This is a genomic window from Phosphitispora fastidiosa, assembly GCF_019008365.1.
GTDB lineage: Bacteria > Bacillota > Thermincolia > Thermincolales > UBA2595 > Phosphitispora > Phosphitispora fastidiosa.
Genome location: NZ_JAHHUL010000017.1, coordinates 80,686 through 102,672, shown reverse-complemented (window position 1 = coordinate 102,672; position 21,987 = coordinate 80,686). Strand labels below are relative to the sequence as shown.

Genomic DNA, 21,987 nt, shown 5'->3' with positions numbered 1-21,987 from the left:
TTTCTTTTTACTTAAAAAAGTATTTTTTCGACACTTTCAGAAGGAAATAAAAGGCTTTATGTCGAAAAGATAACAGGGTATTAATGTTAAAAAATGAAGATATTACCTACAGTAGTATTACAAAAATTAGTAGGAGTACTACGTTTGTGTAGTAAAGATGGGGTGGTTGCGATGGCGGAAGGGGAAAAAGACATCGAATTTAAGAAGGCTGCCATAATATTTGTTATTGCCGCACTCATAATATTTGCCGCCGGAATTGGTATCGGCGAGGCCTTTATCTGGGACCGCTACGATACTTCAGACCCTGCAGCCAGGGATATTAAATATCTTGAGCAAGTCCTTGAGCAGGATCCTGATAGTGATCAACTGCTGGTGGAACTGGGCTGGCTTTATTACCGGACAGGCGACTACCAGAAAGCCAATCAGGCGCTGGCAAGGGCTATTTCTGTTAATAAACTGAACCCTGCGGCACATTTTAACCTGGGACTGGTTTACCGAGAAACGGGGCTCTTGGAGAAGGCGGTACAGGAGTTTCAGAGAACACTGGAGCTTGATCCTGATTCCAAGTATGCCTATTTTGAACTTGGGAAGGTTTATTTCACCCAGGAGAAATGGGATCAGGCAGCCGGGCAGTTTAGATATGCGGCCGAGAAAGACCCGGCCGGGGCCGATAACTATTACTGGCTGGGACAGGCATATGAGAGAATGGGCCAAAATGAGGAAGCCAGGGCCGCCTATCTGAGGGTTCTCGAAATGATACCGGACCATCCGGAAGCCGCAAAGGCTGATCAGCGTCTCAAAAAGTAAAGCGGAGGATAGTATGATATGCTGCTGAAGATGAAAAAGTGGTTCCGGAAGTATTGCCTGTGGCTGGCTTTGCTTGGATTACCGGCTTTGGCGGGCATAGGATTTCTAATTAATTCGGTGGAAGAGCCGGAGTTCATAAAATATACCCAAATAAAACCGTATAATGTAATCACAGGTCCTCCGGGGCAGCGGCTGAAACGCCCTACCGCTTTAGCGGTAGGACTGCGCGGGGAAGTATATATTGCGGATTCGGGCAATCACAGAATTACGGTAATTGAAGAAGATGGCCGGTATGCCCTTAACTTTGGCGGGCCGGGGAGCGGCATTGCAGAACTGCAGGAGCCGGTAAGTATTGATATTGCGCCCAATGGTAATGTCTATGTTGCTGACAGAAGCAGAAAAGAAGTTATCGTATACAATTCCGGAGGAGGGTATCTTTTCACCATTTCCGGTGATGAGGGAAAGCGGTTTCTGCCCCTGAGCGTAAACATTGACAGTAAATCCAATGCCTATGTGTTTGATGCCGGTTCTCAAAAATTCAAAATTTACAATTCTGGGGGCAAAAAGACCAGTGATTATACGGCTAAACAGCTGAAAAGCTTTGCCGGAATTTCGGCAGCAGATATTGATTTCGAAAATAAATCGATTTATGGTGTAGCTTCAGAAACCCCGGGTTTCCTGAGGTTTAGCGAGAATTCCGCTAAAACCCTCAGACATGGGGTTCTGGTTAATCCACGGGGGATTGCTTACAACAGGTCACGGAAAATTGTGTATATAAGTGACAGCTCAAATGATAAATTGTATTCGTTTACCGTTAACGGTGATTATCTGGGTGAGTTCGGCGGGTCAGGTGACGGGTTTGGCGAATTCAGTTACCCTGCCGGACTGGCTTACGATGAACGCGGGAAACTGTATGTTGCCGACAGGGATAATAACAGAGTAGTTATTTACTCTTATTAGTTTTTGTTCACTTCCATTTCTGGAAATAACCAAACCAAATATGGTGAGGCATTGTACCGATTTTCCGTACTGCTACAGGAGAAATCTAACCTTGTTTCTGGCGAAGCCACAGACTAAACCGCCAATTCGGCTCTACCCGCAAGGGGCACGCCGGAATCCGTAAGCCGCTAAAGCGGCAACGGCTCCGCTGCTGCCTCAGTGGCGGCTCCGCCTTCTACCCGCAAGGGGTACGCCGCATCCGTAAACCGCTTAAGCGGTAACGGCTGCGCAGCGTGGCTTCGGTCTGTGGCTTCGCTTAGCGGAACTGCGGTAATATTTCTCACTGCGCCAGTACAGGAAAATCTTGTACAATACCTCACCAAATTCTAAGGTCATTTCCAGATTTAAAGGTAGAACAAAAACTAAAGAACAAAAAACTTTTTTTTAGTTGGAGGTGGGAACATGAAAATACTTATAAAATTACTTGCGGCTGCGGTAATTTTGGGGCTTTTTTCAGTTCCCGTTTCTGCCGGCGTAAAGATTGACGGTGTAATTATTGACCCCGGAGAGGGCGCAACCAGCGCCGCTACCGTATACTACCAGGGCAGCCCCCCATTCAATATTTATCGCAGTCTTGACGGAACCCAGTGGAGTACGTGCGCTGCCGGCAATTCTGAAAGTTCTTATACAGATAACGGCCTGGATAATTACTACAACTATTATTTTAAGGTTACCGACAGTACCGGGAGCTATGCCATCACTGCAGCTTATCCGCCAAACAATAATGTGCATGGTTCATTTAGGCTTAATTCCAGTCTGTGTGCGGCTTGTCATGTTACTCACAGCGCCAGCGGGGGTTATCTCCTGGTTCAGCCAACCAGTGTTGCCTTGTGCACTACCTGTCACGATGGTACCCAGAGCAAATACGATGTCCGGAACGGCAAGGTAAGGCTGGATGACACATATGCCGATACCTCAGGCGGTCCCTTTGGGCCTTTGGCATCTTCCGGTCAGCCGGTCGAGATAGTCGTTTATGAAGCTTACAGTTCCCTGAGCACTGAGCCTATTTCCTTACTGCCTACTTCCATTCACAATCTGGGAACAATTATTTCCGGCGCTCCCGGGGGTGTCAGTGACCGTGACATAGGTCTTGGATGTGTTGATTGTCATGACCCACATGGTAACACCAGTAACTTCAGAAACCTGAAGACAGTAATCGAAGTTACCTATGATGTTTCTGTGAACCTTGATTTCCAGGCCTATGCCAGGACCGACCCGGACCTGACCGGCGGTTACGGTGAGGACATTTACTATAATACAGGCAGTATTTATTTCTGCTCAGCCTGTCACAGTGATTATGCCCAGGCATCGGGCAGTGGCGCTATTGGGGCTACAACTACCCAGATTGCGGGGCTGACCGTTTCGGCGCAGTCAATGAACAAGTTTATGCATGCCGTAAATACACCCCTTATTTTTCGCGGTGAATACTATTCTTCGGCGCTGCCCCTGGAATCAGGAACAGGTGTAAATGTGGTTGTTTGTCTTACCTGCCACCAGGCTCATGGTACGTTCAAGACAGGAGAAAACAAGATAACCGGTTCAACAGCTCTGCTTCGTATGGATCGCCAGGGTGTTTGTGAAGAGTGTCATAAGAAGTAAAACGGGGGTGTTATGATGGAATTATCACAGCTAGGTGCCAGGTTGATACCAAAAAGGGTAAAACAAAAAGACCTTATTATTGCTATTCTTGTCCTGATTATCATTGCCCTGCTGTTTTTTGGCTGGCATTATCTGAAGACGAAACGCAATCCTATCGCTCCGGCTGTTTCTCTTCCAGGAACCAGATATGAGTACCTTTTTTCTATTTACGACTCACAGCGGTTACAACGGCCTCTTGCTGTGGCCGTCAGCTCGTGGGGCGAAATAGTGGCAGCTGATAGTGTAAATCATAGGATTGCTGTTTTTGATAGGAATGGAAATTATGTCAAAGCTCTGGGCGGCCCGGGTTCCGGAGCCGGACAGTTCAATTATCCCACGGGTGTGGCTGTCAGCGGCAGGAAGATTTATGTTGCCGACTTTTATAACCAAAGGGTCCAGGTAATTGATTTTGAAGGGAAACAGCTGGGAGTAATCCCGTCAGCCCGGGAAAGACAGCAAACCGGTGCTGTAGTGATGCCGGTTGCGGTTGCCGCAGACAGCCGGGGTAATATATATGTTTCTGATGTGAGCCAACAGCGAATTCTGGTTTTTGACGACAGTGGAAAATTCGTCAGGGAGTTTGGCAAGGCCGGAGCAGCCCATGGGGAATTGTCCTATGTAAACGGCATAGCTGTTGATGATGATGCAGATGGCAGTATCTACTTGTCCAATTCAAATAATGGCAGGATTGATGTTTATTCAATGGAGGGTAAATTTACCAAAACCCTGGTGGACGCCAATATTCTGACCAATCCCAAGGGCATAGCTTTTGACAGTGAAAACAACCGTATCTATACAGCAGACACCTTTGCCCATAGGGTTTACGGTATCATGGAAGATGGCAAGGTCTTTGAAGAGATTGGGAACAGAGGCATGGCCGGCGGGAGTTTTAATTTCCCCACCGGTGTAACTATTGACAGTGATGGCAGACTCTATGTTGCTGACCGTGAAAACAACCGTATTGAAGTATACGGCAGAAATTAGAAATATAAATGCGCTGAAGCAGGAATGAAATGCGCCGGAAGGGGGGAAGGCATGAACCACAGGCTGCGAAAATATTATCTTGCAATTGCCCTGATAGCAGCAGTAGCTGTAGCGGGTATAGTGTGTCATACTCCCCCGGCACAGTCTCAGCTGGGAACCTATTTCTATGATCAGTTTAACCTGGGTGGTTATGACTGGACCCCGGTAAGGGGGAGTTGGACTGTTGCCAACGGTGAATATACAGAAATTATTGACCCGTCTTCTGATGAGGCGTGGTCGGTTGCCGGTTCTTCCAGTTGGTTTGATTATGCTGTTGAGGCCAAGGTATATTCAACTGATTCTGATGGCACCATTTCCCTTGCGGGACGCTGGGCCAATGAGAATAACTACTATGCTATGGAGTACAGCGATACAGGTACTGAAGCTTCTGCAAAACTTATGCTTTATAAGAAAGTCAACGGCCTCAGAGTTGACCTGGCGGAATGGAGACGGGTTAATGGCGCTGTTTATAATTATGACATCCCATTTATCGGGGAGGATGCTGCCGAAGTCAGCCAGAACCCCTATCCGGTAGTCCTGAAGCTCAAGTTTGCGGGGGCAAATATCGATGCCTATGTAAACGATATACGTATCGGATATACCTCGGATTCATCTTTGTATTACGGCAAAATTGCCCTTGGTGAATATAACCGGAAAGCCTATTTTGATGAAATCTATGTCTGGGATGTGACCCCGCCAAGGCTGATTACAAATGCGGTCCAGGAGGTTGTCGGGAATGCGGCGGCAGTTTCCTTTTCCACTGATGAATATAGTTCTTATGCGGTCAACTACAAGGTATATACTTCCCCGACATGGGACTTCAGCAAGGTAAGCACAGTCAGAGCCTTAAGCCACAGTGTTGATCTGACAGGGCTGACCACAGACACTACTTATTTTTATATGATAACTGTTAAAGATGCTGCGGGTAACGAAAAATCAAGTGAGATTGGCGAGTTTACTACACCTGTGGACCTCGATTCTACTCCTCCGGTTATTTCGAATGTTGTTTACAGTGATGTGACGGCCAATTCGGCGGTGATATCATGGTCCACTGATGATCCGGCTAATTCCACCGTGGAATACGGTATTAGCCCAGGTTCCTATAAATGGGCAATTTCCTATGACGACAAGGTAACCAGTCATAGTATCAGTCTGAAAAAACTATCCGGTCAGACCACGTACTATGTCCGGGTAAAGTCCAGGGACCTGTCCAACAACATGGCTGTTTCCGGTGAGCACAGTTTCAAGACCCTTAAAGATCTCAAACCAAGGATAACCAAGGTGGCAACAGGTTCCAGCCCCAGTGTCAATGTTGCTGTGTACTGGGAACAGGTTCCGGTTGCCGTAAGGTATCATGTTTATGTATCAACAAGTAACCAGTGGGGGGCAGTACCGGACTATACGGTGGCAGAGACAGGCGCCGGCAGATATTCATATATGAAGCCCGGACTGACTTCTTATCTCAATTACTTTATTAAAGTAGTTGCTGAAGACGGTGTTGATGCTGCTTATACCGTTGCCAGGGCCTTTCCGCCTGATGTCAACCCTCACGGCTACTATTGGGACAACCCTGACCTGTGCCAGAACTGCCACGCTACCCACAGCGCTCTGGGGCCGCGGCTGATAACTGAAGTAAATACCGATAGGCTGTGCGTTACGTGCCATGACGGGACCCAGAGCAAATATGATGTCTTGCGGGGGAAATACAGGGGACCGGAAAGCCTTGATGTGTCTGAAGATCCCAGCAGGTCAACCTGGTATGAATCCATTGGCGGGCCCTATGGCTCTTTTGAAACCCAGACGGTTATAGACGAGGCTTATGTACCGACCTCAAGACATGATCTGAACATTTACCATTATGCGGCAACAGGAAACAATATCGAGGTTTTTGATACTGCAGAGTCGCGCCTGTCATGCGCCTCGTGCCATGACCCCCATGGTTCGGAGAATTACCGCAGCCTGCGGGAAAATATGCGGGTCAGCAATGACCCCTCAGAACCGCTGATTAAAACAGAGGCCTATGCGGTAACTTATGCCGTCTATGAAAAAACCACTTATGTCAGTGGAGCTGTCGAGTTTTGCGGGGCATGCCACAGTGACTTTAACCAGGGAGCCGGTTCCAGCAGAACTGCTCTTACAGCAACACAGCAGCCCGGGATGAAATTATCGACTTCTTCAATGCATATGTTCATGCACCCGGTTAATATTGAAGCAAAGTACGTGACCGATGCCGATGTGGCTATCCCGGCCTCTGTGTATTTACCTTACGAGAACGGGAAAATCATTTGCCAGACCTGTCACTTTTCCCATGGTACCACCATGGAAGGGACTCATATCCGCCGTGACGGCTTCCCTTCAACGGTTCTGAAAAGGTTTAATGAAGACGACGGTTGTGAGGACTGCCATGACAAAACCAGGTATCCTGATGAGTAGCAGGGTGAGCAGCACGGCGATGTCATGGTGAGTAACAGGATGATGTTATATGAGTAGTGGGATGATGAAGATGATGCTGAAGCTGAAAGAAGCAATAAAATATTACAAAAAGCTGCTGGGTCTGATACTAATATTGGCCGGGCTGTTACTCATGCCTGCAATTGCTCTCAGCTGGCCTACCAACCATCTTGACAGCTCCCAAACAGGGAACAAGCCTTACTGTATTTCCTGCCACGGTTATGAGACAGGATACCTTGCCATAGAAAAAATCAATGGGATTACGCCACGGACCTCAAGTGTTACTGTCAACCGTGACAGCAGCTTTACCGTAGATTTTAAGACCGTTGGTCTGGGGTATGGCCGTTTTACGGTTGCCGGCGCTATCCAGGTGCCGGATACATCCAAATGGCTGGTGGATAAGAAGGACCTGTCAGCTGATGTTCCTTGGTTTGTTGCCACACAGGACACCTCCTGGAATGCGCCCATCAACAGCCCTTACGTATGGGCAACGGCTTTTCCCGATACCGGCAACCCCAATGCCCAAAAGGGTGTTACCCTTGATGACGGGACGGTCGCCGGGGCTTTTACCGACAGGAACCAGACCGCACATGATGAGCAGTTCACTGCCAAGGTAACGGTAGACGGTTCTGTCCCCTATGGGAGCTATAACATCAAGCTGTGGGGTATCGGTACGTCCAGCAACGGGATGTGGGGTTATAATGAAAAGACGGTGACGGTAAATGTCTATGATGACAACACCAGCCCTGTCCTGCCAGGTTCGGAAAACCTCTCAACATCAGGCATTACCGGTTCTGCTATAACCATAAGCTGGAATGCCGCCACTGACAGCCAGGCCGGTGACAGCGGTATGAACGGGTACGAGATCTATCGCTCTGAGGATTCGGGCGCCACTTTCAGGTATATTGGGTATTCCTATATAAACAGCTACAGTGATGCCGAACTGAATGCGGCAGTAAACTATGAGTATAAAATCAATGCTGTTGATAATGCCGGAAACAGTACGTTTTACACAACGACGGCGGCAGCTGAAACCCTGAGCTCCAGGACGGATGCGAAGACACCGGCCACACCCACAGGACTTAGTGCATTCCTGAATACAAATCCCGAAGACCCCAATGGGAAAATCGTTAAACTCACCTGGAATGCCAATACCGAGGGGGATATCCAGGGCTATAGGGTTTACCGGGCAACTGCAGCGGCGGGACCTTATGCTCTTTTGAGTGAAGCCCTGATAACCGAGTTGGAAAAGTATACTATAGATGCAACCAACAGTATTGAGGCATGGTCTTTTTATTACACTGACACTGAAATCCGTTACGGAACCACCTATTTCTACAAGGTCAGTGCAGTGGATATTGCCGGGAAGGAATCTACCCTGACCATATATACCTCGGCAACGCCGGCAGTGGACATCGGCGATCCGGACAACCCCAATGGTCCCCATGGCAATTATAAGAATAAAGAGGGCATGTGCCAGAACTGTCATTCCATGCATTCCGCCAGAGGTCAGGAATTGATTTACTACAGCACTATTACTGACTCCTGCTACACTTGTCATGACGGGTCCCAGAGCAAATATAACACCAAGGCTTCCTTTGATCCGGTATATAACCCGTCTCACCACAAAATTCCTGAGGGGCGCTATTCCTGTGATGCCTGTCATAACCCGCATTACAGCCCTGAATTCGAACCTGAGGTGGATAATACGGTTTATGCGCCGCGTTTGCTGGCAACGATATCAAAGGAAGATGGCGAAATAAAAAGAGGCGGTAATGAATTCTGCTGGGCTTGTCATGGGGTTAATTCAGACCTGCCCAACCCCTTTGGGAGGGATCATCAAACCGCATTTATGGAGTCGAAACATAATTCAGAGCTTCCCAGTTCCCAGGTAACACATATTACCTGCAGGAACTGCCATGTTCCGCACGGGTCCAAGGATTATCCCCTGATGATTTCCTCCAATTCGGCTAATTTATGTATTTCCTGTCACGAGGATAATGGATTTACCCAGACCCAGCCAAGGCTGGATAATCCTGATTATCCTGATGTACCGGATACTGTAATCAGCGGGGTATACCTGAACAACCAGTCAAATGATTATCTGGGTACAGTCCATGAAAAAAACTTTTATGGGCGCAATACCTGTACCATGTGCCATGAACCTCACGGCAACCTCAACAACAGGTATATGCTGCGTGAGCGGTATAATGATTTCTTCAGTATTACGGAAACGGTTTATGGTATTGACTATGGGCCGGTAGATTGGATCACTGACTGGTCCCAGGAAGATGATACCATATGCTTCCGCTGCCATGACAGCCGGTATTATGTCGCTTTTAACGGTGATAATGAACCCATTGAACCGGTAATAGGCAGCAGATTTGGGGCAGGTAATGCCAAAAACTATCACAGCCATGCTGCTGAACTAAAGGTCAGCTGCCGGGCTTGCCATGACCCCCACAGTGGTGAGAGTAAGTTTCAGGATACAAGTAACGCGGATGATACATATGACTGGAACCTGAACAACAGCCACTATATCAATTTTGACTGGGCTATACAGGTAGATGTTGCTACCTACAGCAGCAACAAAGACAGACTCGCCTTCATTACCAGTTACGGTTCTGCCGGTGAGGAGGTCGGTTTTTCCTGTGCCATATCCTGCCACCAGTATGACCACTGGATAACAGGAGATACGTATAAATCCTATGTTCGTACCAAGGATATGCCGCCACTGAAATGTGCTGCCTGCCATGATTATGATGATTTTGACACTAATTCAAGGCATCCGGTTCTTGAAGCCGGTCCGGAGTCGGGTTACAAGGTGAATTGTGAGCAGTGCCACTTTGAAGACCATACTATGCATACCCTGAAAAACCCCTATGGCTTAAAGAGTACCATAGTATCCCTTGATGACTGGACCGGTGAGCCTGAGGAGACCTCATTGCCGCTGGTAATCAACCCCAATACAGGGGAAGAAGTGCCTGCATATAAGGAGTTCTGCTGGCAGTGTCATGGCGCTGACACTGAACTGCCCGGCATACCTGTTACCAGAAAGATTGTGTCTGATCAAAGGACATATTTCATCAATAAGCCTCATTCACTGCTGGAGAGGGAGGGGACTGACAACCCCTATGGCCCTGACATGGATATCGCGTGTCTGAAGTGCCATGAAAACCATGCCTCCTCAAATGTCAGGCTGCTCAGAAATAACATTGACGGGGTGGCTATTGATGCCGCAGCAGATATCGGTAAAATCAATGCCTGTATGGCGTGTCATGACGGTTCCCCGGCAGAAGCGGACATTTCTGCCAAGTATAATGCAGCTACTTCAGGAGGCCACTTTATTAAGGCAAATCCTAACAAGAAGCTGCTGTGTACCGAATGCCATGAAGCCCACGGTACTACAAGCAAGAAATACCTTTTGGATACTGATAATAAATACAATACGGGAATAACCTTTCCACAGGATTATATTGACCCGGGGGCATCCCGTGAGTTCTGTCTGGCATGCCACCCGCCCGGTGAGGAGGGGCAAACGGCCAGAGTTTATAATACTGTTTATACACTTAAGGTCGGGGAAGTGCTGATTGCCCCGCTGCCGTACCCGGAACGGATAACAGACCACCAGGCGGAAGGCAGGGAATGCATTATCTGTCATGACCCGCATAAGCCCTGGCCGGCCACCGGTGGGGAGGACGGGTGTTATGACTGCCACAGCAGGCCCAATGGTGAGGCTACTGATATTAAATCACTGGCCGGTCTGGTATCGCAGCCGGGCTCTGGCAAGGTCTCACATCACAATATTACAGACGGGACCACTGCAGACAACACATGTATGCAGAGATGCCACCTGGCACACCCCCATGATGCCAGGTCAGATCACCTGAAGCTGCCTGAAAAGCTGCTCTGCCTGAACTGTCATGACCACGATTCGGTTTCTACGGATAAATCGCCATATACCATTGACAGCCACCTGTTTGACGGCAAGCCTCATGATTATGAGTACCTTATCAGGACTTATCCTGCTGATAACAGTGACCTCCTGGGGAACTGCGACAAGTGCCATGTGCCCCACGGGTCTGATTACAAGCCTCTGTTAAGGCTGCCCAAGGATGACCTGTGTGTCAGCTGTCACAATGGGGTTACCACCAACAGTATGGGGGATCCTATTGAGGATATCAAGACACTGTATGAAAAAACGGGACATAAGTACACCGGTTCCCTGACGGCAAAGATGTACTGTGATGAGTGTCATGTACCGCACGGCTCAACCAATGACTTTTACCTGAGGGATGATAACAACTATGCCCCTCAGCAGACCTTAACATATGTGGGTGAAACGGTCTACCAGGTGGAATTTCCCCAAAATATGAAGAGCATTACCTTCAGTTATGAACCGCGTAAGTTTTGTACCACCTGCCACCGTGAATATGTCGGTGATTCTGTAGATTCCTGGGTTTACTATACCAGTGAGACGACTCCCGGCGGTCAGGTAAATATTCCGAGTATACCTTTGATAGGTGATAACGGTGTCACCATTAATGAACATAAGGCCGGTGAGACCAAGAGCTGTACCGATTGCCACAACCCTCATGACCCGGAACCGGTGGGCAGTGACAAGGATTGCTTCATCTGCCACGGAGATAATGGCTATGCATATAACATTGAAGAACTGACAGGGCTTGAGATTTCAGGAGAGCAGACCTGGCCTGAAGGAAAAACTGCCAAAACTTCATTCCACCCCATTACTGACCCGAATACCCAGTATGACGAGGGTGGTGACACCGGCAATGACTGTATGGTGATGTGCCATACAGAACACGTTCACAATCCCAGGGCCAATGTCCTCAAGGATAAGCGTTCCACTGCCGGTGATGTGACTGCACCGGAAATGCCGACTGATTTTGAGGCGGCAGGATCCAGCTCAATTCAGGTTGACCTGAGCTGGACGGCCTCAGCCAGTCCTGATGTCTTTGGCTATTATATTTACCGGAAAGCCGGGACAGGTGACTGGTCCAGATACGGAGTTGTTAACAGCAGGGTCTATGCCCCTGCAAAGGTTTGGTTTTATGATGGCGGCCTTAAGCCAAATACGACATACTCATATAAGGTTTCCGCTCATGACCGCACCGGGAATGAGTCAGGCCAGACCACTGAGCAGACGGTTTCTCCTGTGATCTCTGACGACAAACAGGTGCCGTCTATTCCGACCAACCTGAAAGTTAGTGTGCCCGGTGAGGGGACAACCAGGCTTACCCTGAGCTGGACCGCTTCTATTGACAACTGCAAGATTGTCCAGTACCGGGTGTACCGGGCAGACAGTCTTAGCGGGGAGTATACCCTGGTTGGCAGTACCGGGAACACTGCCTTTACAGACAGCGGCCTCAAACCTGAATCCCGATATTATTACCGTGTGTCTGCAGAAGATTTTAATGATAACCTGTCAGAATGGTGTGCCCCTGTAAGTGGGATCACACAAGCGGCTTATGCCGCTGTCGGGGCCGGCAATTACGTAGAAGCAGATACCAGCACCACCTGGATGAAACTTTATGACCAGACCAAGACAGCTATTACTTCCAGCTTCCCATTGGGAAAAACAGTGTATGTTCAGGTATATTGTGATGAAACAGGCCTTCCTGATGCGCCGGATACAGCGGTAGTCAGGATCAGGAACCACCTGAACACAATATTGGCGGAATATACTTCGTATAGCCACCCTGACGGTAAAGCAGACCTCTTTGAATGGCCTGTACTGATAAAGTCAGAATGGTACAGCGGGGTTTATGTCCTTGAAGTGGAATTGAGACACGGAGGGACAACATATGTCAATACCCATGAGGCAATAATTGCAGGGGCATCGGGTAAGGGCTTTAAGTTCTATCGAGACTCCGCCTACACGGAACAGGCATATGTATTTGCTCCCGGAGATACGGTTTATGTGAAGGCAACCTCTGATTCCATTGATGCCGCCTTTAGTTCGTTTAATGTCTGGGTAAAGGATTTCAAGGGAAATATCAAAGTGGGTCCTTTCAATCCGGCCGATGAGCAGTATAGTTTCGGAAGCCTCAGGTTTTCCTTTGTCCTGGACGACCAGTGGAACCTGAGGGATAACTGGTGGTATACAGTAGACATCTATGCTGAATATTTGCTGGGCAGAGCCAGGCCCAAGCTTACCAAAATAGCTGACTATGGGGCCATGTTCCTGGTCAGGAGTAAAGACGAAGCAGCGCCAGGCGCGCCTTCTTCCCTGACGGCAGCTAATGCAGCGGCGCCATATACCCATGAAAAAATGCAGCTTTCGTGGAATGCATCAACAGGTGAACCTATTTCCTATAGCGTTTTCCGTTGGTCAACCCGTGACAGCAGGTTCCTGATTGCCGGCTCAAACCTAGCTCCTCAAACAACATTTACCGATACCGGGTTGAAGCCGGAGACTGCTTATTCCTACCAGGTGAAAGCAGTTGACAGGTATGGCAACATATCGGCAGCCACAGATTCAAGTCCGGCATGGGTAACAACAGGAGCGGAACCGGCAGATGCCACCCGGCCCAATGCACCGACCAGTTTCCGGGCGCAGAGGGAAAGTTCCTCACAGGTAACCAGCTATTGGAAGAATATTTATGACACTACCGATGGGGTTGTGGGGTACGCCGTTTACCGCAGCCGCAACGGTTCTGACTGGCTGCGGGCCGGGGTAACCTATACTAAACAGTACACAGATACCGGCCTTAGGGGAAATACACTTTATTACTACTACGCGACTGCATTTGATAAGGCCGGAAACCACTCAGAGCCATCTACAGAATTTGCGGTAACCACACTGCGGTCCGGGGAGGATTCCAAGGAAGGCGCTCTCTGCATGTCCTGCCATGAGTCAGGTTCGTCGAACCCGATTTATGCGGTCACCCATACCATAGGTTCAGCCTATGTCTACAGCAAGCACAATGTGGATTATGCTGTTATGACCTTTAAGGATGGCAGTATCTATGAGGGGAACTGTACCAAGTGTCACGTGCCCCATGGTTCAGCATATGAACACCTGCTGAAGGGGTCTGATGACAATAACCTGTGCTATAGCTGCCATACAGCAGCTTCCAATACCGGCAAGTTTTCCGGGAGGGCATATTTTGACCCCTCTGCCCATGGGCAGACAACTGCGGCAGGGGCTAACTCCAACACACCCGGGTACTGGCCTGGGGGTGACGGAGTCCCTGCGCGGACAACTGCTGATGCGGGTAAGTGTTATAACTGCCATGCCCCGCACGGCAGGTTTGACCCGGAAACGGGGCAGTATATCAAGAGTTCGGCCTGGAGAGGAACGGGGGAGAATCTTAATGATCTCTGCTATACCTGCCATGAAGTTGATCCCTACGGCGAATATGGTGGAAAGACCGTGTATGAGGAAACCTCCCATGGTGATACCGGTGTAAATGCCAAAATGAAATTTGACGGGTATGGCCCCGGCGAGTGTACCAACTGTCATGAACCACACGGCAGCCAGTACCCCGGGATGCTGAGATTCCCGGTTAATGATGTCACCAAACCCAACCAGCTATGCCTGGAGTGTCATGATAGAGATGATATACTTGTTGATACCGGATTGTTTGACGGCTCTGCAGTTTATGTCAACTCATCCCATGGCTTAAAGGCCCAATGGTTTGAGGAACTGAATACAGCGGCGGGAGTAGTATATAACAAGACTTCCTTCCTTCCGGGGATATGCCTGAACTGCCATAACTCCCACGGCAGGGAGGATGCCGCCGGCGAAACAATTCCCAAAATGCTGGTAGTGGATGATGGGTCTAATAATGAAATCTGCAATAAATGCCATGAATACCCCACCATCTCTTCAGTGACCGTAGGATATCCGGGAATTGACAAGTTCAGCTCCGGAGTCCATAAAGATAAGGCCTTATGGCCGGGCGGTGAACACTATACTGAGGCAACACCGGCTGAAAGGCAGGGCAAGTGCATCAACTGCCATGACCCCCATGGAACGGCTGAAATTGATGCCTGGGGCCGGGTTACTAATATAACCGGGAATACCTTTGACTGGGAAGAGGACTTGTGCTACGAATGTCATGACGGGACAACCACAGGGGCAGATATGAAGTTCTGGCCCGAGCAGGGCATCGGCCACCTGCCGGGATATACCCTGGGTAAACACTCCTTTAATGAAGTTATGGATGATTCCCTGGTAACCCGGACCCGGCACGTGGAATGCCTGGACTGCCACAATGTGCATACAGTTCTGGATATTGCCGGAACTGACGCCCTTACTACCAGATTGTCATATGCCTTTAAGGGGGTGTCAGGGGTGGAACTGACCGGCATGCCGGCTGTCCCCAACCCGAACACAAATCCGGAATACTGGACAGACCCGGCCAAAAACCCGTACGTAGTTGCCGGCTATGGTTGGAACGAGATACCTGATGTCTCTGTTAAAGACTCAAGATTACAGGAATATATGGTGTGTTTCAAGTGCCATTCTGATTATACTGTTGCCAGCACCGGCGGAAGAAGGGTCATCGGTTATTTTAATGCTAATAATCCCTCGAACCATGGATTCTCAATAACAGTAAAAAACAGTTTTGCCAATGCCAGGATTGAAGCAAACGGGGCCACCACCCTGTCCGGTTCCGGTACCCCGGGTTGGGCATTTAATCCCAGTAACCCCGCCCACAGGCACAATATCACCTGTTCCGACTGCCATGGCAACAGCCAGCAGCTCGGCGGTCCGCGCGGGCCTCACGGTTCTAATTATGATTTTATGCTGCGGGCAGACCCCAGGAGTACCACTTTCTGTACTCAGTGTCATGCCCAGTCGGTCTATGGCAGTGACTCTTCCGCGGGGTCAGGGACAGGAACCGGGTCCAGTGGGTCACACAGCAGGAGTAACCATTATACTGCTAACCCAGTATCAGGTCAAAGCTTTACCCTGTCAGACGAAGCGGTTGATGCCTTTGGCGCCCTTTATGGCAACAACTGGTGCCGTTACTGCCACTTCGGAGGAATTACCCAGAGCAGCAACAGGTATATGTCGGTCCATGGCGCCAACGGAAAGTTTACCGACAACAGGGGGGATTACAGAACTTATAAGGGAATGAACGGATTCTTTATCTCTTATACTAGTCCAAGTACCTGTTATACCACAGGCAATACAACGACAGAACCTTTTGCCTGTGCACATACTACCGGTAAAGGTTACTAAGAAATCCAATAAGGTGACAGGTTATCAATTTCAAGCCTGTCACCTGTTTTTTAGCAGATATGAAAGGAAGCTGAGTCTTTTTGGCGGGAGAGATGAAAAACAGGGTAATTAAAATGCTGATTTCTTCCCGGACGTCCCTTGGCCTGATGTCCGGAATACTGTGCTATATTATTGCTGCTGTCTATCTTTCTCAGGTGACGGGTGACGGGCAGTCACTTTACGGGCACTGGTGGTTTGCTGCTGCCCTGTCCGGGCTGGCCCTGAGCATTGTAGTGTGTTCTTTAACAAGGGCAGTACGGCTGTACCGTGGCAGCGGAAAAGAGCAGGAGACCGGCTACGGCCGGCGCCTGCCCCAGACTAAGGAAACATTGACAAGCAGCGGGCCTGGAGAAATTGAAGCCAGGATGAGGCGGAAGGGTTTTAAACTGCACCCTGTTAGTGAACGCATACCGGGTGATGGTGAATGGCTGCAGGCAGTGAAAAATCCTTTTTCCCCATGGGGGTCGGTGGTGTTTCACCTAGGCCTGACCGTTATTCTGGCCGGCTTCGGAGTTTCATCGATATTTGGCATGAGCGGAGATGTTATGATCCCCGAAGGGGTTGCCGTACGCTTTCCGGATGACCTCAGCATCACTGCACAGGGGCCGTTTTATTCTGCTGCGGAGCCTTATCTGGTCGGCTTGCGTGAATTCACCGTCAGTAAAGTTGATGGTGAGATAAGTCAGGTAAGGGGTATCCTTGATTTTATGTTGGGTGACTACCGTAATCCTTATCCAACTGAGATCAACAAACCTGCCAGGCATGATGGACATTACTGGCGCATTAAGGATTACGGTTATTCGGCTCACCTGGTTATCAGGGATAAATCGGGGAACACAGTTATTGATGATTATGCCAATATAGGTAAGACCGGCGGCAGGCATCATGACGAGTTCCCCCTGCCTGATGGCTCAAAGTTCACTATTGATTTTCTGGAACCGGATCCCGCAGGTAGAGCCGGACAGGCCGATAGGCAAGCAGGGCCTGCCCGGGCGGCATTGCGGATTGTCTTTGCCCAGCCGGGTGAGGCTGGGGTTCTTGCAGCAGGGACAGTTCACCGGGGGGCAGAAGGAGATATTGGTGACTATCGGGTTAGCTTTCCAGAATACCGTTACTGGAGTCTTTTTGATGTTTCCAAAGATTCCGGGGAACCGCTGGTTTATCTCGGGGGACTGATGGCAGCTGCCGGTCTGGCCTGGCGCGGATGCTTTATCAGGAAAAGAGTCTGGCTGAGGTTTGCGGCTGAAAGCGGAGACACTTTGGTTTATTGGTCAGCCAGGGCGGATTACTTCAGCAGGCTGTTTGAAAATGAGGTCAGGGAACTGTTGGATAACAAAGGGGGAAGCGCATAATGTCACAGCCGGAGATGTATTTTTTTTGGATTACTGTATCCTGCTACGTTGCGGCATCTTTTTCTTACCTGTACCGGTTTTTATCGGGCAGCGCTAAGGCTGATAAGGTCGGGACATGGCTAGCTGCAACTGGCGCTGCGGTGAATTTCCTGGCGCTTACAGCCCGCACCGTTGCGACAGGGCATCTACCGGTGCGCACCCTTTATGAGCTGAATATTGTAGTGGCTTTCCTCGCAGTAGTTGTGTTTTTGCTGGCCCGCAGGTATTTCCCCTGGGTCAGCCTTCTTGGTATTATATCAGTTTCTTTTGCTTTTCTTGTGATGGGCTGGGGTTATGCCGATTCCACAGAGGCCTTACCCCTTACCCCTGCATATAAGAGCAGGTGGCTGGCAGTACATGTTTTGTTTGCCCTGACTTCCACCGGATGTTATGTGCTGGGTGCAGCGGCAGGAATTTTTTATCTCCTCAAGGGCAGGTTTGTTCCCGGCGCTGAACCCGAGAGATACCACATGCTCCCGGATAAAGAAACTCTGGAAGAGTCAGGCGTCAAATTCATCCTGCTCGGCTTTATCGCCGGAACAATCATGATTATCAGCGGCTCCATCTGGGCTAAATTGCTCTGGGGAAAGTACTGGGGATGGGATCCCGTGGAAACCTGGTCTCTGGTAAGCTGGCTGATATACGGAATATTCCTGCACCTTCGCTTCACCCGTGGCTGGAAGGGCAGTAAACTTGTGTGGCTCGGGCTGGGCTGCCTGGTGACCAATATCATCAGTTTCTGGGCCGTGGGACTGGTTACCCCCGACACATATCATACCCTGGACCAGATAACAAGACCAATAGAATAGCAGTAAGGGGCGGTTTTCGGTGGAACATGGTTTTCCAAAAAATGAATTTTACAAGAAAGCGGCAGCGGCCGGAATCCTGATTATTGTGATAACATTATTAGGCTGGTCTATGTATAGTGGTCCTAAAAGAACTGTCAACCTGAAACACAGGCAGCGGGGACCGGATGAGAAACCGGTCTATCTTGGCAGTATTGATTTAACCGGGCCATCAGGGCAAGGCCGGGAACCGGTTTGGGTATATGTTTATGATGACCTGATATATGTAAGTTACTTTGGCGAAGAACGGATTGAGGTGCTGACTCCGGAAGGCGAAAAGGTCAGGGACTTTCGCGCCAAGATAACCAAGGCTGATGGCAGGCCGGAGGGTATGGTGCAAACAGGAGACCGCCTGCTGGCAGCAGATTACCATAATGGCGGAGTCGGACTTTATGCTGAGAGTGGCAGACTGCTGGATGCATATTATGAGACCCCTGATAAACGGCGCATTAAGCCTGTCGGGGTAACCGCGCGGGACCGGGTATTCTATATTACCGATGTCAATATCAATGGATGGTTTACCGCGGGCGAAGACGGGGTTTTCCTTACAGAAATAAAGGGTGACACCGAAGAGGACGGGCTGCAGTTCCCCTATGGGATAGCCGTAACAGATGATGGCCGGGTTATTGTGACAGACCCGCCGGGAAACAGGATAAGAGTTTTCAATTGTGCCGGCTGGAATATGGGAGACCTGCCCACTAGTGAGGTTGGCATGAAGAATCCACAGGGACTGGCAATTGACGTCCTGGGGCGGATACATGTGGTGGATAACGGTACAGGCCGGGTGTTTGTATACGATAATGAAGGCAATTTTATGTTTACCTATGGTCAGGGGCTGCTGAACCCCACAACCATTGGGGCTGACAGCGCCGGCAGGATATTATATCTGGCTGATACCGGGAACGGAAGACTTTCTGTCTGGGGGTACTGAAAAGATGTGTTGGCTGGCAGGAGTTTTACGACAAAAAGTCTAATTATTTACTATAAGAGTTTTGGCTTATTTTCAGGAGGCATTTATGGCTAGAGTAATGCTGGTTACCCCTGATTACCACTGTGGTGTGGTCGAGTCTGCCGGCAGGTGGCCTCACCTGGGATTCGTCTATCTTGCCGGAGAATTGCGTAAGGCCGGCCATGAGGTAAGGATTTATGATGCCATGGCCAAGAACCATAGCTTCTCACAAATTATGGATAATATAAAAAAATACAATCCTGATGTAGTTGGGACGACCGCTTATACTGCCACTATGCCTGCTGCCGCAGATATACTGAGGGCGGTAAAGGAGTGGAAACCCGACAAGCTTACTGTGATTGGCGGTATTCACCCGACCTTCTGTTATGAGGAGGTCCTGCAGGAATATCCCTTTATTGATGTAATTGTCCGCTTTGAAGGGGAATTTACCCTGCCTGAGCTTATTTCAGCATGGGCAGCAGGGGGAGATTTTGCCTGCATTCCTGGGATTGCTTTTGTCAGAAATACTAAAGTTTTTTGTACTCCTGTCAGGGAATACATCGGTGACCTTGATACTCTGTCCCCGGCCTGGGACCTTTTGGAATGGGAAGACTACACCTTTTTTATCTATCCAGGCTCTCGTCTGGCTATTATTTCCACTTCAAGGGGATGTGTCCATGACTGTGCCTTTTGTTCCCAGCACAGGTTCTGGGACCGGACCTGGAGAGCAAGAAGGCCGGAGAGTGTGGTTGCTGAGATTGAGTATCTTGTCAGGGAATACGATGTGGAAGTATTTTTTATTTCAGATGAATACCCGACCAGAGACAGGCAGAGATGGGAGGAAATACTTGACCTTTTGATTGCCAAAAATCTGGGGGTCTCTTTTTTGCTGGAGACCCGGGTTGATGACATTGTTCGCGATGAGGATATTATTAATAAATATAGAAGTGCCGGTATTATCCATATTTATGTGGGTATCGAGGCAGCTGCCCAGGAAACTCTTGACCTCTTCAAAAAAGGAATTGCTGCCGATGACTCCAAAAGGGCTCTTGATATTATTCACAGTGCCGGGATTGTTTCGGAAACGTCATTTATCCTGGGGACCCCGGGAGAGACCCTGGAGTCAATAGCAAAAGCCCTGGAGAGCGCTTGCTTCTACAATCCTGATTTTGCTCATTTTCTGCTGCTGGCGCCATGGCCCTATGCGGATATGTACCCTGAACTGGCCCCCTTCGTCTTTGAAAAGGACTACTCCAAGTACAATCTGGTCGAACCGGTAATCAAGCCTGAAGCCATGACCGGTGATGAACTGTTTACTGCGGTTCTGAACTGTTACCGTAAATTTTATATGGCCAAAATACCCGAATGGGTGAACCTGAAAAACGATTTCAAAAGAAAATATGCCATCCAGTCAATGAAGGCTATAATGGAAAATTCTTTTCTCAAAGAGCATATACTGAAATTAGGAACAATGCCAAAGTCAGTGGAGAAGATTATCAAAGGTTTGTATTCCGATACCCCGAACAAAACGGGGTAAAAAATTTTTGAAGAAAATAGTGAAAAAAGGTTCAAACAAGAAGGGATTTTGAATAATATAGAGAAATATAATTTAAAGAATATTTAGAATAGATTTACAATTAACACATATCTTAAAAAATTAGTGTTGGGAGGTGCTAATTTAAGCGCCGGGAAAACGGCGAAATGTACGGGAACAGGCAGAAAAGATATGCTAAAGAATTGTGCCTGTTTATCAACCTGATTGACAATAAATTAGTTGCTGACTTGGGGGGACGGCAGGAACACTGTTACCGTAGAACATTGTTGCCGCAAAAAAACGTAACACTGTTACCGCAGGGACAATTTGATATTAATGAGAGGTGGTAAGAATGCAGTTCCTTGGAATTGATCTGTCTGACGAGGAACTGGTCTTATTAGCAAAGGCCGGTGATGACAGAGCCTTTGAGGCACTACTTCTCAGGTACGATGCCCTTATTAACAATATTACCAGGAAATTTTTTATTCAGGGCAATGAATCAGGAGATGTGCTCCAGATAGCAAGAATCGCGCTTTGGGAAGCAGCTCAACATTTTGACCCCGGCAGGGGGCTATTCAGGCCTTTTATGGGGATGGTGGTGAAAAGAAGGCTGCAGTCCGCGGTAAGGCATTCTTTTAGCTGTACGAACTTGCCTTGCTTTAGGAGTTGTTCACTGGATGCTATTATTGGTGATGAAAATGATGAGCAGCTCTATAACAGGATTGGAGTTGAAGAAGATCCATTAAGAAATTACGATGATTCTGTTTTTAAGTGCGAGTTTTCCAAATTTATACATAATGAGTTGTCGGAAACGGAGTACAGGATTGTTGTAGAAATGCTGAATCGCAAGAATTCCAAAGATATAGACAAAGATCGGAGAGGCAGGATCTCCATTTATCGCGATATAAGCAGAAAGCTTAACATTCCTGAAAAGGGTGTCGATAATGCCTGGCAGAGGGTGAAAAGGAAATATAAAAGCTGGTATGAAGACAATTTTGGGGGATTCCCGTTTGAACGGGAGGGTTAATTAAAAGGGGCCGTAAGCGGCCTCTTTTGTTTTTGTTTTCTGCAGAAAGCTTATCAAAAACAGCAAACCA

11 protein-coding genes are annotated in these 21,987 nt (G+C 48.7%); all 11 read left to right on the top strand.

The genetic code is table 11. The features are described 5' to 3' along the window. The first annotated feature begins 144 nt into the window (after nt 1–144). Complete coding sequence (locus Ga0451573_RS14755) at nt 145–807, top strand: tetratricopeptide repeat protein (protein WP_231684899.1); 663 nt, start codon at nt 145–147, stop codon at nt 805–807. A gap of 18 nt (nt 808–825) precedes the next feature. Further along, nucleotides 826–1,767 (top strand): 6-bladed beta-propeller, encoded by a 942-nt coding sequence (locus Ga0451573_RS14750; RefSeq protein ID WP_231684898.1) that lies wholly within the window; start codon nt 826–828, stop codon nt 1,765–1,767. 441 nt (nt 1,768–2,208) lie between these two features. Continuing rightward, the gene (locus tag Ga0451573_RS14745; RefSeq protein ID WP_231684897.1) at nt 2,209–3,405 is read left to right on the top strand and encodes a cytochrome c3 family protein; all 1,197 of its coding nucleotides are present in this window, start codon (nt 2,209–2,211) and stop codon (nt 3,403–3,405) included. Between the two features lie 12 nt (nt 3,406–3,417). Further along, nucleotides 3,418–4,428: a 6-bladed beta-propeller gene (locus Ga0451573_RS14740; protein ID WP_231684896.1), complete on the top strand. Its 1,011-nt coding sequence runs from the start codon at nt 3,418–3,420 to the stop codon at nt 4,426–4,428. A 51-nt stretch (nt 4,429–4,479) separates the two neighbouring features. Then, a complete protein-coding gene (locus Ga0451573_RS14735; RefSeq protein WP_231684895.1) occupies nt 4,480–6,900 on the top strand; it encodes a fibronectin type III domain-containing protein in 2,421 nt (806 codons plus the stop codon). Between the two features lie 49 nt (nt 6,901–6,949). Continuing rightward, nucleotides 6,950–16,132, top strand: coding sequence for a cytochrome c3 family protein (locus tag Ga0451573_RS19875; protein ID WP_269438308.1), 9,183 nt, complete (start codon nt 6,950–6,952; stop codon nt 16,130–16,132). A 92-nt stretch (nt 16,133–16,224) separates the two neighbouring features. After that, entirely contained in the window at nt 16,225–17,523 is a 1,299-nt protein-coding gene (locus Ga0451573_RS14715) for a cytochrome c biogenesis ResB family protein (RefSeq protein ID WP_231684894.1), read from the top strand. Continuing rightward, nucleotides 17,523–18,371, top strand: coding sequence for a cytochrome c biogenesis protein (locus Ga0451573_RS14710; protein ID WP_231684893.1), 849 nt, complete (start codon nt 17,523–17,525; stop codon nt 18,369–18,371). Before Ga0451573_RS14715 ends, Ga0451573_RS14710 begins: the two co-directional genes overlap by 1 nt. A gap of 19 nt (nt 18,372–18,390) precedes the next feature. Next, nucleotides 18,391–19,338, top strand: a complete 948-nt coding sequence (locus Ga0451573_RS20095) for an NHL repeat-containing protein (RefSeq protein ID WP_231684892.1) — start codon at nt 18,391–18,393, stop codon at nt 19,336–19,338. Nucleotides 19,339–19,423: 85 nt separating this feature from the next. Next, nucleotides 19,424–20,893, top strand: coding sequence for a B12-binding domain-containing radical SAM protein (locus tag Ga0451573_RS14700; protein WP_231684891.1), 1,470 nt, complete (start codon nt 19,424–19,426; stop codon nt 20,891–20,893). Nucleotides 20,894–21,242: 349 nt separating this feature from the next. Beyond that, a complete protein-coding gene (locus Ga0451573_RS14695) occupies nt 21,243–21,917 on the top strand; it encodes a sigma-70 family RNA polymerase sigma factor (RefSeq protein ID WP_231684890.1) in 675 nt (224 codons plus the stop codon). The last annotated feature ends 70 nt before the right edge of the window (nt 21,918–21,987 follow it).